The following is a 12200-nucleotide window of genomic DNA, read 5'->3' as shown; positions in this document are numbered from 1 at the left end:
AACCTTGGCTAGCCTAACCTAAGTTTTGTCGATTGTCGTCTCTCGCAACGGGAGCTGAAGATGCTGGATGGGTGCGTGCCCTGGCCGGAGGAACTGGCCGAGCGGTACCGGCGCGAGGGATATTGGCAGGGCAAGACGCTCGACACGCTGATCACCGAGGCCGACCGGTCGAAGGTCGCGCTGGTGGCCGCGGACGGGCGGCGCTGGACCTACGGCGAACTCGACGCGTGGATCGCACGAGTCGCGGCGGGACTGTCGGAAGTGGTCCGGCCGCGCGAACGGGTCGTGCTGCAGCTGCCCAACGTTCCCGAGTTCGTCGTGGCCCTGTTCGCGCTGCTGCGTGTCGGCGCGCTGCCGGTGCTCGCGCTGCCCGCGCACCGCGAGAGTGAGATCGTGCCGCTCTGCCGGTTGAGCGAGGCCGCGGCGTACGTGATCACCGGCGAGTTCGCCGCGCTGGGCAAGATCGTGCGCGAGTCCGTGCCCTCGGTCCGCGAGGTGATCGAGATCCTGCCGGAGGCCGAACCGGTCGAGCTGCCGGAACCGGATCCGGCGGACGTGGCACTGTTCCTGCTGTCGGGCGGGACCACGGGCACGCCCAAGCTGATTCCGCGCACCCACAACGACTATCTCTACAACGCGCGTGCCAGCGCGGAGGTCTCCGGCTTCACCGAGGACACCGTGTACCTCGTGGCGTTGCCCGCCGCGCACAACTTCGCGCTCGCCTCGCCCGGTTTGCTGGGCGCGTTCGCGGCCGGGGGCACCGTGGTGCTCGCACCGGATCCCAGCGCGGACAGCGTCTTCGAGCTGATCGAGCGCGAAAAGGTCACCGCGACCGGGGTCGTGCCGCCGGTCGCGCTGCTGTGGATGGACGCCGCCGAGTTCGCCGACGAAGATCTGTCCACTTTGGAGTTGTTGCAGGTCGGCGGGGCGAAGTTCAACGCCGACCCGGCGAGCCGGGTGCGGGAAACGCTCGGCTGCGGGCTGCAGCAGGTGTTCGGAATGGCCGAGGGACTGCTGAACTTCACGCGTCTGGACGATCCCGAGGAGCTGATCGTCACCACGCAGGGCAGGCCGCTGTGCCCGGCCGACGAGGTAAGGGTGCTGGAGGGCGGCGAGTTGCTCACGCGCGGCCCGTACACGCTGCGCGGCTACTACCGGGCCGAGGAGCACAACGCGCGGTCGTTCACCGAGGACGGGTTCTATCGCAGCGGGGATCTCGTGCGGCAGCTGCCCTCCGGGCATCTCATCGTGGAAGGCCGGGTGAAGGACCAGATCAACCGCGGTGGGGAGAAGATCCCCGCCGAGGAACTGGAGAACCACCTGGTGGCGCACCCCGACGTGCACGACGCGGCCGTGGTGGGCATGGCCGACGAGGTGATGGGTGAGCGGACCTGCGCCTTCCTGCTCGTGAAGGGCACCGCGCCCGGTTTGCGCGAGGTCAAGGCGTTCCTGCGGGAGCGCGGGGTCGCGGAGTTCAAGCTGCCGGACCGGATCGAGGTGCTCGACGAGTTCCCGCTGACCAAGGTCGGCAAGGTCAGCAAGGCGGCATTGACCCGGCTTCTCGCGGGAACTCCGGAGTGACCGTCGCGGCTCCCGCCGTCAGGGACTCCCTCCTGGCGCGCAGGCGCGCGCTCGGGCTCGTGGTGATGGCGCTCGCGCTCGCGGTGGTGTGTTTGCTGAGCATCGCGGTGGGCGCGCGGTCGATCCCGGTGCCGACGGTGTTGCACACGCTGTTCGAGCGGGACGCATCGGATGCCGCGTTCGTCGTGTGGGACCTGCGGATTCCGCGCACGCTGATCGGTCTCGCCGTCGGCGCTTCGCTCGGTGTCGCCGGCGCCGTGATGCAGGCGCTGACCCGCAACCCGCTCGCCGATCCGGGTTTGCTCGGCATCAACGCAGGCGCCTCGGCCGCGGCTGCCTTGTCGATCAGTGTGCTGGGCCTGACGGACCTGCGGGCGTTCGTGTGGTTCGCCTTCGCCGGGGCCGCGATCGCCGGGGTGGCGCTGTACCTGATCGCCGGGCGCGGCGGCGCTTCGCCGGTGCGGCTCGCGCTGGCGGGCACGGCGGTCGCGGCGGCGTTGAGCGGTTTGACGCAGGGGCTCACGTTGCTGGACCGGGGAACGCTGGACCAGATGCGCTTTTGGACGGTGGGTTCGCTCGAACGCGCCGACGGCGCCACGCTCGCCCGCGTCGCACCGTTCCTGATCGCCGGGTTGGTGCTCGCCCTGTTTCTGGCGCGGCCGTTGAACGCGCTCGCACTCGGCGAGGACGCGGGCACGGCGCTGGGTGCGAATCTCGGGCGCACACGACTGTTGTCGCTGGTGGCGATCACGTTGCTGGCCGGTGCCGCGACGGCCGCCGTGGGCCCGCTCATGTTCGTCGGCCTCGCCGTTCCGCACATGGTTCGCACGTTCACCGGGCCGGATCAGCGGTGGGTGCTGCCGTACTGTGTCGTGGTCTCGCCGACGTTGCTCCTGGCCGCGGACGTGCTGGGGCGCGTGATCGCGCCGGAGGAGATCGATGTCGGGGTGGTGACGGCGTTCCTCGGGGCACCGGTGTTCGTGTGGTTGGTGCGGCGCAGCAAGGTGGCACGCCCATGACCCGGTCCGCTGTCGTGTCGGTGACGATGCTCGCCGCGATCGTCGTCGTCGGTGTGGTCACACTGAGCACCGGCACGATTTCTGTGGCACCGCTGGACGTCGCGCGGACCCTGCTCGGAAACGGCAGCCGCATCACGAATTTCGCGGTGCTGGACCTGCGTCTCCCGCGTGTGCTGATCGCGATTCTGGTCGGCGCGGCACTGGGCATGAGTGGCGCGGTTTTCCAGAGCCTGTCACGTAATCCGCTGGGCAGCCCGGACGTCATCGGTTTCAACTACGGTGCCACGACGGGCGGCTTGCTGGTACTTCTCGTTTTCGGCGGCAGCGTGCTGAGTGTTTCCGCCGGAGCCCTGATCGGCGGTCTCGTCACCGCGCTGCTGGTGTATGTGCTGGCGTGGCAGAAGGGTGTGCGCGGCACGCGGCTGGTGCTGGTGGGCATCGGCATCAGCGCGATCCTGCAGGCCTTGAACTTTTACCTGATCGTCAACGCGAAAATCGCCGACGTGGCCCGCGCGACCGTGTGGATCACCGGTAGTTTGAACAACCTGGGCTGGGACCACGTGTGGCCCGTGCTGATCGCGCTGGTGGTCGTCGTCCCGGCCCTGCTGGCGGGCTCGCGCCGGCTGAACATGCTGGAAATGGGCGACGATGCGGCCGCCGCCTTGGGGGTTCCGGTCGAGCGCAGCCGGTTGTTCCTGATCATTGCCGGTACGGCCGCGACTGCAGTGGCGACGGCTGCCGCCGGTCCGATCGCGTTCGTCGCCCTGACCGCGCCACAGTTGGCGAAGCGGGTCACGCGCGCGCCGGGGGCGGGGATCTTGCCCGCGGCTTGGATGGGCGCGCTGCTGGTACTGGCGGCGGACTTCGTGGCGCAGCGCGTCGCGGGCGCCGGCACGTTGCCGGTGGGCGTCGCCACGGCGGCCGTCGGCGGGGTTTATCTCGGGTGGTTGCTGCGTCGGAGCCGCCGGTAGGCGGAGCCTCAGCCGACCCCAACGCCCAACTCGCCCGACCGCGAAGCTCAACTCGCCCGACCCCACAGCCCAACTCGGCCCACCCGAACCCCCGACTCGCGCTCACCGAACGCCCAACTCGGCCAACCCAAAGCCCGACTCGGCCAACCCAAAGCCCGACTCGGCCCACCGCGAAGCTCGACTCGGCCGACCCGAACGCCCGACTCGCCCGACCGCGAAGCTCGACTCGGCCGACCGGAACGCCCAACTCGCCCAACCGGAAAGCCCAACTCGCGCGCACCGAACCCTCGACTCGCGCGCACCGAACGCTCGACTCGGCCGACCGGAACGCTCAACTCGGCCGACCGCAAAGCTCAACTCGCGCCCGACGCCCGACGCGCCCGACGGGCCCGACGCGGCGGGCGCGCCCGACGGGCAGAGGGTTCAGGCGGGGTTGTCGGGGGCTGGCACGACGTAGGGTGCGACGCTCGTCAGTTTTTCGCAGGTTTCCTCGAACTCGCGGTCCGGTGTGGAGTCCGCCACGATTCCGGCGCCTGCCCGCAGCCACGCGGCGCCGTTCTCCTGGTAGATCGCGCGCAGGACCAAGGCCGCGTCCAGCGAGCCGTCGTGGGAAGCCCGCAACACCGCGCCCGAGTACAGACCGCGTGCCTCGTCCAGGCGGGCGATCGCGTCCAGGGACTCGCGCTTCGGGATGCCCGACGCCGTCACCGCCGGGAACACCGCCTCCAGCGCATCCCAGGCGCTGCGCCCCTCGTCGAGCCTGCCGCACACCAGCGAGGCCAGGTGCTGAACACTTCCCCGCTCCTTGACCCCCATGAAGTCCCCGACGTGCACCGACTCGACGCGGCACACCCGGCGCAGCTCCTCCTGCGCGGTCCGCACCGAAACGGCGTGTTCGAAGATCTCCTTCGGGTTCGACTCCAGCTCCGCCCGCGCCGCCGAATCCTCGTCCGCGCCACGGCCGAACGCCCTGGTGCCCGCCAGCGGTTGCGTCACGACCCCACCGTCGGCGTCGACGGTGACGATCACCTCGGGGCTGACGCCCGCCGCCTCGCGCCCGTCGAGCCGCAACAGAAACGACCGCGCCGGGGTGTTGCCACGGCGGGTCAGCTCGTAGGTGCCGACGACATCGACCCCGAAGGGAATCCGCAGCACACGCGACAGGATGACCTTCTGGTACTGCCCTTGCCGGATCTCCTTGACCGCCAAGGCCACCCGGTCCCGGTAGTTCCCGTTGTCGTTGCGCACGTCAACCGGGCTCGGCTCCGGCACGGGCGCGGCCGGGGCAGCAAGCACCGCCTCGACACGTTCCCGGTCCTCGCCGCGAACCGACAGTCCGTTCGCCGAGATGCGCACCTCGGTCCGAGGCACCATCAACCGGACCAGCTCACCGGAAGGCGCATCGACGCCCTGCAATCGCAAGGCGGGCACGATTCCCGCGAATCCGAAGTGGACCTTCCCGTACACGTTCCATTCGGGAAACGGCAAGCGCGCCAGCACATCGCGCAGTGCCGCGCACGGCGAACCCGACCACGGCTCGTCCAGTTCCAGCGCGCCACGGGCACGCACGTGGGTGGCGTCGAGCGTGATCGAAGCGAGAGCGCCCGCCGCGAACGTCCAGACACCGTCCTTCTCGAAGGCGACGTAGTCCTCGAACCCGGCGCGCGCCAGCGCGGCGACCTGCCTCAACGCGTTCATGCCCACTCCTTCACGGAGAACACCGAAGGCCAGTCCACAGTGGATCCGCGACCGCCGGTGATCGAGCCGAGGATCTCCCCGACCCGCACGGCGGTGTTCGACAGCAGCGACGACGTGACGCCGTGCGTGTGCTCGGTGCCGCCCTGCAGATAGATGTTTCCCGCCAGTCCCGGCGTGACAAGCCGGTAGTCGCGCTCGACCCGCAGCCTGCCCTCGTCGTCCCGGCGGCAGCGTTCGCCCAGCTCGCCGAGCAGCGGCGCCGGATCGGCGGGCCGATAGCCGGTGGCGTAGACGACCAGGTCGGCCTCCAGCACCGACTTGTCCCCGGTGGTCAGCGATTCGAGCGTGACCCGGCCGTCCGGCGTGACCTCGATCGGACGGGAGGTGTTGAGGATCCGCAGCCGCCGCACGCCCCGCACCTTCTCGCTGTACAGCCGCCGGTACAGATCGTCGATCAGATCGATGTCCACGGCCGAGTAGTTCGTGTTGGCGTGGTAGCTCATCAGCCTGCGCTTGACGTCCTCGGGCGCCTGGTAGAACGCGTCCACGCCCTCGGGGTCGAAAATGCGGTTGGCGAAGGGGCTGTCGTCGGACGGGCTGTAGCCGTACCGCGCGAACACCGAACAGACCTCGGCCTCCGGGAACCGCTCGTGCAGGAAGGCGGTGACCTCCGCGGCGCTCTGCCCGGCGCCGATGACCACGCAGCGTTCGGGATCGTGCACATCGCCGATCCGGTGCAGCAGTTCGTGGTTGTGCCAGACCCGGTCACTCGTCGTGAAACCCTCCGGGATGTTCGGCCGCAGTCCGGTGCCCAGCACGAGATTGCGGGCCCGGTACACCGAACCGCCGGCGGTGCGCACCTCGAAACCGTCCCCCACCGACACGACTTCCTGCCCGTAGGTGACCTGGTCGCCGACCTTGGCCGCGGCCCATTCGAAATAGTCGTGGAACTCGATACGCAGCGGGAACAGGTTCTTGTGGTTGATGAAGTCGACCAGCCTGCCGCGGCTGTGCAGGTAGGACAGGAAGCTGAACTCGCTGGCCGGATTGCGCATCGTGACCAGGTCCTTCAGGAACGAGACCTGCATCGTCGCGTCCTCGAGCAGCATGCCGCGATGCCAGCCGAACCGCGGCTGTTTCTCCAGGAAATGGGCGGTCACGGGGTCGGCCGCGGCCGCGTTGTGCTCCGCGACCGCGATCGCCAGCGCAAGGTTGGAGGGCCCGAAACCCACACCGATCAGGTCGAACTCCGGCGGTATTGGCATGCCCATCCCCATCTCTCGACTTACGACCGAGGCAACCCTAACCTAAGTTAGGTGAGGCTCTGCTACTACATTCGGGCGTGATGTTGATCCCTGATCAAGGAGGACGGATGCGGGTCGCGATGTTCGGGTACCAGACCTGGGGGCAACGTACGCTGCGCGCACTGCTGGACTCGGAACACGAAGTGACGCTGGTGGTCACGCATCCGAAGAGCGACCACGCGTACGAGAAGATCTGGTCCGATTCGGTCGCCGACCTCGGCGAGGAGCACGGCGTTCCGGTCGTGCTGGCCGGCAGGCCGGACGACGAGGTGATCCGCAGGCTCGAAGAAGCCGAGCCGGACATCATCGTCGCGAACAACTGGCGCACGTGGCTGCCGCCCGAGGTGTTCGACCTTCCGCCGCGGGGAACGCTCAACGTGCACGATTCTCTGCTCCCGGCCTACGCGGGGTTCTCGCCGCTGATCTGGGCGCTGCTCAACGGCGAGCCGGAGGTCGGCGTCACCGCCCACATGATGGACGCCGAACTCGACGCGGGCGCCATCGTGCTGCAGCGATCGGTGCCGGTCGGCCCGCGCGACACGAGCGCGGATCTGTTCCACAAGACGGTGGACCTGATCGAACCGCTGGTGACCGAGGCGCTCGGGCTGATCGCGTCCGGCAGGACCGACTGGACGCCGCAGGACCGCGCGAAGGCCAGCTTCTTCCACAAGCGCTCCGTTGAGGACAGCCGGATCGACTGGACGTGGCCGGCCGAGGACATCGACCGGTTGGTACGCGCACAGTCCGATCCCTATCCGAACGCGTTCACGTTCCACAAAGGACAGCGGCTGCGCGTCACTCGTGCCTCGGTGTCGGAGGGCCGCTACGGCGGCACGCCCGGCCGGATCTTCATCAAGGAGGGCGAGGGGGTGGTGATCGTCGCGGGGGCGGACGCGCGGTTGGGCCGCAACCACGGGCTGCGCATCGAGCAGGTGCGCACCGAGGATGGCGCCGACCTCGCCGCGACGGAGTACTTCCGCACGATGGGCGGCTATCTCACCGCGCGGCCGTAGGGCATGGAGTCGTCCGCACGAGTGGCAACCACGACCCGGCAGGGCCGGACCACTTCGCGAGGCAACGCGCGAAGCCGCCCCGCCGGGTCAGCCCGGTTTCTTCGCGCGGCTCGGCGCGACCCGGGGCGGCTCGTTCGGCATCTTCGGGTACACCGGCGGCCACGGCGCGTCCATCAGACCGCTGGCCATGTCGCGGGCCGACATCTCCAGCAGCGGCTCGATCGACTGCGGTCGCGCGTCGGCCCACGGATCGCCGCGCTCGGTGACCAGCGCCGGCACCGTGGCGATCGTCAGCTCCGCCGGTTCGACGGCGTCCAGCTCCTCCCAGCCGATCGGCGCCGACACCTGCGCACCGGTCCTCGGCCGCACACACCACGCCCCGAAAACCGTCTTGTGCGGGGCGTTCTGGTTGAAGTCCACGAAAACGCGCTCGCCGCGTTCCTCCTTCCACCACTGCGCGGTGATCAACGCGGGATGCCGCCGCTCCAGCTCCCTCGCCAGCGCCACCGCTGCCGCCCGCACCTGGTAGCCGTCCCAATTCGGTTGCAGGGAAACGTAAATGTGCAATCCGCGCGATCCGGTGGTCTTGATCTGCGCCTGGATCCCCAGTTCGGTCAGCAGTTCGCGGGTCAGCCATGCCGCCTCGCGAACCTGGCCGAACGTCACGCCGGGCGAGGGATCCAGATCCACCCGCAGCTCGTCGGTGATCTCCGGGGTCGCGGCGTGAATCGGCCAGACGTGGAAGCCGATGCACCCGAGATTGACCGCCCACAGCACGTGCGCGAGATCGGCCGCGACGAGGGCATCGCTCGTCGTGCCGTTGGGCGTGGAGACCACCGTCGTGGTCAGCCACGGCGGCGCGGATTTCGGGACCCGCTTCTGGAACCACGATTTGCCGCCCGCACCGTCGGGATAGCGCTCCAGCAACAACGGGCGCCCGCCGAGCGTCGCGAGCAACGGCTCCGCGACGGCCTGGTAGTAGCGCACCAGATCGAGCTTCGTCTCGCCGCGTTGCCTGAAATAGATCTTTTCCGGATGCGAGATCGTGACGCCCTCGACAACGACGCTCATCTGGCCACCTCGGTGAACAACGACGCCAGCTCGGCGGGCGCGATCTCTTCCAGCTGCCCATAGGTACACGACTCGGGCGTGCGGTCGGGGCGGAACCGCACCAGCCTGGTGCCGTGCCGGAACCGTCCTGATTGGACATGTTCGTAGCGCACCTCGGCGACCAGTTCCGGCCGCAGCGGCTCCCAGGTGAGGTCCTTGCCCGCGCTCCAGCGACTCTGCGCACCCGGCAACCGGCCGCCGGCCTCTGCCTGCGCGACCGCCCACTCGCGCCACGGGTGATCCTCGGTCGCGTTCTCCCGCAACGGTTCCAGCTCGGTCACCAGCTCGCGACGGCGGGCGGCGGCGAAACTGCTCGCGACCCCGACGTGATGCAGCGTGCCGTGCTCGTCGAACAACCCGAGCAGCAGCGAGCCGACTCCCTCGCCGTCCTTGTGCCACCGGAAGCCGGCGACCACGCAGTCGGCGGTGCGCTCGTGCTTGACCTTCCACATCACCCGGCGGTCCTGTTCGTAGGGCTGCTCCGCCGGTTTGGCCATCACGCCGTCGAAGCCGGCACCCTCGAACCGGTTGAACCAATCCTCGGCTACCGCCGGGTCCGAGGTCATCGGCGTGAGGTGCACGCGCGCCAGCTCGCCGCCGACAACGCTTTCCAGCCTGCGCCGCCGCTGCGCGAACGGCTCGCCCATCAGGTCCTCGTCGCCGAGTGCCAGCAGGTCGAACACCACGAAGCTCGCCGGTGTCTCCGCCGCCAGTTTCCGCACGCGGGACGCCGCCGGGTGCAGCCTCAGCTGCAGGCTTTCGAAATCGAGCCCGTTCTCGGTGACGATCACGATTTCGCCGTCCACCACACACCGGGGCGGCAGGGCCTCTTTGAGCAGATCGACGAGTTCGGGGAAATACCGCGTCAGCGGCCGGTCGTTGCGTGAACCCAGTTCAACGTCCTCGCCGTCCCGGAAAACAATGCACCGGAAGCCGTCCCACTTAGGTTCGTAAAGCAAATTATCCGCGCGCGGAACCTCGTGCACGGCCTTGGCGAGCATGGGCCGCACCGGCGGCATCACTGGCAGATCCACAAAACGATGTTATGCCGCCTCCACAAGGTCTCTCCACTCATTCGGGGGATATTCAGTTCACCCGTTCCGGCAGGTCAGCGAGTTGCAGATAAACGGTTCTGCCCTTCCAATGTGTGGGACACGGCCGGAGGGGTACTCGCCGCGCATGCCCCGGCTGGGAAGGGAGTAAGGCAGTGGCAACATCCAATTTGGCCGCCGTCGACGTTGGACAGGGCATCTCGAACGCCTGGAGCACGGTCGCCACCTTCGTGCCGAAGCTAGTGGCGTTCCTGGTGGTCATGATCATCGGGTGGTTCATCGCCAAGGCGGTGGCCAAGATCGTCGACAAGGTACTGGAAAAGGTCGGCTTCGACCGCGTGGTCGAGCGCGGCGGCATCAAAAAGATGCTGGCCAAGAGCAAATACGACGCTTCCTCCATAATCAGTAAGCTCGTCTACTACGCGATCATCCTGATCGCACTGCAGATCGCACTCGGCGCGTTCGGGCCGAACCCGGTGAGCGCGATGGTGATGGGTGTCGTGGCCTGGCTGCCGCGGGCGGCCGTCGCGATCATCATCGTGGTGATCGCCGGCGCGATCGCCAAGGCCGTCAAGGACATGGTCGGCAGTGCGCTGGGTGGCCTGTCCTACGGCAAGGTGCTGGCCATGATCGCCTCGGTGTTCATCTGGGGCCTCGGCATCATCGCGGCACTGAACCAGATCGGCGTCGCCACCACGGTGACCATGCCGGTGCTGATCACGGTGCTCGCCACGGTCGCCGGTGTGCTCGTCGTCGGTGTCGGCGGTGGTCTCGTCCGGCCCATGCAGCAGCGCTGGGAGAACTGGCTCGGCCGCGCCGAGCAGGAGATGCCGGCCGCGAAGGCGCAGGCACAGGCATACCAGCGTGGGCGCGAGGACGCGACCAGGACGGGTGCGCCGAGCGAGACGCCGACGGAGCAGATGCGGCAGCCGACCGGGACCGCGGCGCGACCCGGTATGGGCGGGTCCGGTTACCAGCAGGGCACCATGCCGCAGAGCGGTCAGATGCCGCCTCACGGCCAGGGCCCCGGTCCGATGCCTCCGTCGGGTGGCCAGGGATAGATACGACCAACCGGGGTCAACGGGGCGGTCGGCCTTCGGGCCGGCCGCCCTTTTTCATGCGACGCTGACGTCGCGCCAGTCGTGGTAGTCCGGTTCGTCGATGCGCTTGGCGAGCGAACACACGGCGAGCAGGCGTGCGGTGAACCAGTCGGCCTGCGTCCAGTCCGCGGGCGAGGTCAACCGCCAGCCGGACTCCTTCGCCGCGTCGACCAGGCCGCGCGCGTAGCCCGCGAGCAGCACCACCCCGGCGACCGCGGCGGAGCCCTCCACGCCCATCGTCACGATGTCGCGGACCGCGGCGGAATGCTGATCGATCGCCGCGGTCAGCCCGGGAACCGCGGCCGCGACCAGCAGCCCGGCTCCGAGCTGGTCGTGCAGGCTCTTCAGCGTCCGGCGCGCCGAGAACTCCAGACCAAGGGCCGACAAACTCACCATGCCCACCAAGGTAACTCTTCCGTGGTTCAGTTCGGGATGCTCCGGGTCGAGATGTGACGTAGGATGCGCGACCCGCTGTGTAGAACCGCCGTCGGGTGGATATGTGATCGCCGATGCCACACACAGTCCTCGACATACTCAAACCCCTGCTCGGAATCCTCGCGATCCTGGTCGGCGCGTACCTCACGCGCTGGCTCGCGCACCGGTTGATCGACCGGATGACCACCGGGATCGCCGAGGGACGGATCTCCTCGCTACTGCACCGGCCGATCACCACGACCTCGGAAAGACGGGCCCAACGTGCGCGCACCGTAGGCTCACTGTTGCGCTCCGTCGCGTCCTTCGTGATCTACGGGATCGCGACCATCCTCGCGCTGAGCAAACTCGGCATCAACATCGCGCCCATCCTCGCCTCCGCCGGGGTGGTCGGGGTCGCCGTCGGGTTCGGCGCGCAGAACCTGATCAAGGACTTCCTGTCCGGGATCTTCATGATGCTCGAAGACCAGTACGGCGTCGGCGACGTCGTGGACCTCGGTGACGCGGCGGGCACCGTCGAGATGATCGGACTGCGCATCACCACGGTCCGGGACATCGACGGCACGCTCTGGTACGTCCGCAACGGCACGATCAGCGCGGTCGGAAACTCGACGCAGCGGTTCGGCGTCGCGGTCGTGGACATCCCCATCGGCTACACCGCCGACGTCGACCGGGCGCTGGAGATCGCCGCGCAGACCGCGCGGGTCACCGTCGAGCACCTCAAGGACGACGTGCTCGGTGAGGTCGAACTGCTCGGCGCGCAGGAACTCAGCCAGGCGTCCATCACCATTCGGCTGACCGTCACGACCAAGCCGGGACGCCAGTGGGCCGTCCGGCGCGCGCTGATGGCCGACGTCAAGATGGCACTCGACACCGCCGGGATCGCCGCCCCGCTGACCGCGTTCACACCGTCCTGAGGT

General features: G+C 68.7%; 11 protein-coding genes. 6 read left to right on the top strand and 5 right to left on the bottom strand.

The annotated features are described in order from the left end of the window. Positions 1-60: 60 nt before the first annotated feature. From HFP15_RS23355 to HFP15_RS23345, 3 genes are read left to right on the top strand one after another with little or no spacing between them, the layout of a single operon-like run. Entirely contained in the window at positions 61-1581 is a 1521-nt protein-coding gene (locus HFP15_RS23355; protein ID WP_168518851.1) for a (2,3-dihydroxybenzoyl)adenylate synthase, read from the top strand. Further along, the gene (locus HFP15_RS23350; RefSeq protein ID WP_376768889.1) at positions 1578-2600 is read left to right on the top strand and encodes a FecCD family ABC transporter permease; all 1023 of its coding nucleotides are present in this window, start codon (positions 1578-1580) and stop codon (positions 2598-2600) included. Before HFP15_RS23355 ends, HFP15_RS23350 begins: the two co-directional genes overlap by 4 nt. Positions 2601-2626: 26 nt before the next feature. Continuing rightward, positions 2627-3571: a FecCD family ABC transporter permease gene (locus HFP15_RS23345; RefSeq protein WP_246271968.1), complete on the top strand. Its 945-nt coding sequence runs from the start codon at positions 2627-2629 to the stop codon at positions 3569-3571. 423 nt (positions 3572-3994) lie between these two features. Here the strand turns inward: HFP15_RS23345 and HFP15_RS23340 are convergent, their stop codons facing one another. Both HFP15_RS23340 and HFP15_RS23335 read right to left on the bottom strand, forming a co-directional pair. Next, on the bottom strand, positions 3995-5269 hold the full coding sequence (locus HFP15_RS23340) for a salicylate synthase (protein ID WP_168518850.1): 1275 nt from the start codon (positions 5267-5269) through the stop codon (positions 3995-3997). Beyond that, complete coding sequence (locus HFP15_RS23335) at positions 5266-6534, bottom strand: lysine N(6)-hydroxylase/L-ornithine N(5)-oxygenase family protein (protein ID WP_246271964.1); 1269 nt, start codon at positions 6532-6534, stop codon at positions 5266-5268. The genes HFP15_RS23340 and HFP15_RS23335 overlap by 4 nt, the downstream gene beginning before the upstream one ends. A gap of 107 nt (positions 6535-6641) precedes the next feature. On the opposite strand from HFP15_RS23335, the gene HFP15_RS23330 reads away from it, so the two are divergent. Continuing rightward, the gene (locus tag HFP15_RS23330) at positions 6642-7586 is read left to right on the top strand and encodes a methionyl-tRNA formyltransferase (protein ID WP_168518848.1); all 945 of its coding nucleotides are present in this window, start codon (positions 6642-6644) and stop codon (positions 7584-7586) included. An 87-nt stretch (positions 7587-7673) separates the two neighbouring features. Here the strand turns inward: HFP15_RS23330 and ligD are convergent, their stop codons facing one another. After that, a complete protein-coding gene (gene ligD / locus HFP15_RS23325; protein ID WP_168518847.1) occupies positions 7674-8657 on the bottom strand; it encodes a non-homologous end-joining DNA ligase in 984 nt (327 codons plus the stop codon). Beyond that, entirely contained in the window at positions 8654-9730 is a 1077-nt protein-coding gene (locus HFP15_RS23320) for an ATP-dependent DNA ligase (protein ID WP_312871712.1), read from the bottom strand. The genes ligD and HFP15_RS23320 overlap by 4 nt, the downstream gene beginning before the upstream one ends. A 173-nt stretch (positions 9731-9903) precedes the next feature. On the opposite strand from HFP15_RS23320, the gene HFP15_RS23315 reads away from it, so the two are divergent. Next, positions 9904-10809 (top strand): mechanosensitive ion channel family protein, encoded by a 906-nt coding sequence (locus HFP15_RS23315; protein ID WP_168518846.1) that lies wholly within the window; start codon positions 9904-9906, stop codon positions 10807-10809. Between the two features lie 54 nt (positions 10810-10863). Here HFP15_RS23315 and HFP15_RS23310 read toward each other — a convergent pair whose 3' ends face one another. Continuing rightward, complete coding sequence (locus HFP15_RS23310; RefSeq protein WP_168518845.1) at positions 10864-11244, bottom strand: DUF6401 family natural product biosynthesis protein; 381 nt, start codon at positions 11242-11244, stop codon at positions 10864-10866. Positions 11245-11357: 113 nt separating this feature from the next. On the opposite strand from HFP15_RS23310, the gene HFP15_RS23305 reads away from it, so the two are divergent. Then, positions 11358-12197, top strand: coding sequence for a mechanosensitive ion channel family protein (locus HFP15_RS23305; protein ID WP_168518844.1), 840 nt, complete (start codon positions 11358-11360; stop codon positions 12195-12197). Positions 12198-12200: the final 3 nt, after the last annotated feature.

This window comes from Amycolatopsis acididurans, assembly GCF_012328925.1.
In the GTDB taxonomy this organism is placed as follows: Bacteria; Actinomycetota; Actinomycetes; order Mycobacteriales; family Pseudonocardiaceae; genus Amycolatopsis_E; species Amycolatopsis_E acididurans.
The sequence above is the reverse complement of the archived record's forward strand: the minus strand, read 5'-3'. Positions and strand labels throughout refer to the sequence as shown.

Bases quoted from the DNA above. Each gene is read 5' to 3' on its own strand.
- HFP15_RS23340 (WP_168518850.1), bottom strand. From the start codon at position 5,269: ATGAACGCGTTGAGGCAGGTCGCCGCGCTGGCGCGCGCCGGGTTCGAG.
- HFP15_RS23330 (WP_168518848.1), top strand. From the start codon at position 6,642: ATGCGGGTCGCGATGTTCGGGTACCAGACCTGGGGGCAACGTACGCTG.
- HFP15_RS23355 (WP_168518851.1), top strand. From the start codon at position 61: ATGCTGGATGGGTGCGTGCCCTGGCCGGAGGAACTGGCCGAGCGGTAC.
- ligD (WP_168518847.1), bottom strand. From the start codon at position 8,657: ATGAGCGTCGTTGTCGAGGGCGTCACGATCTCGCATCCGGAAAAGATC.
- HFP15_RS23305 (WP_168518844.1), top strand. From the start codon at position 11,358: ATGCCACACACAGTCCTCGACATACTCAAACCCCTGCTCGGAATCCTC.
- HFP15_RS23345 (WP_246271968.1), top strand. From the start codon at position 2,627: ATGCTCGCCGCGATCGTCGTCGTCGGTGTGGTCACACTGAGCACCGGC.
- HFP15_RS23335 (WP_246271964.1), bottom strand. From the start codon at position 6,534: ATGCCAATACCGCCGGAGTTCGACCTGATCGGTGTGGGTTTCGGGCCC.
- HFP15_RS23310 (WP_168518845.1), bottom strand. From the start codon at position 11,244: ATGGTGAGTTTGTCGGCCCTTGGTCTGGAGTTCTCGGCGCGCCGGACG.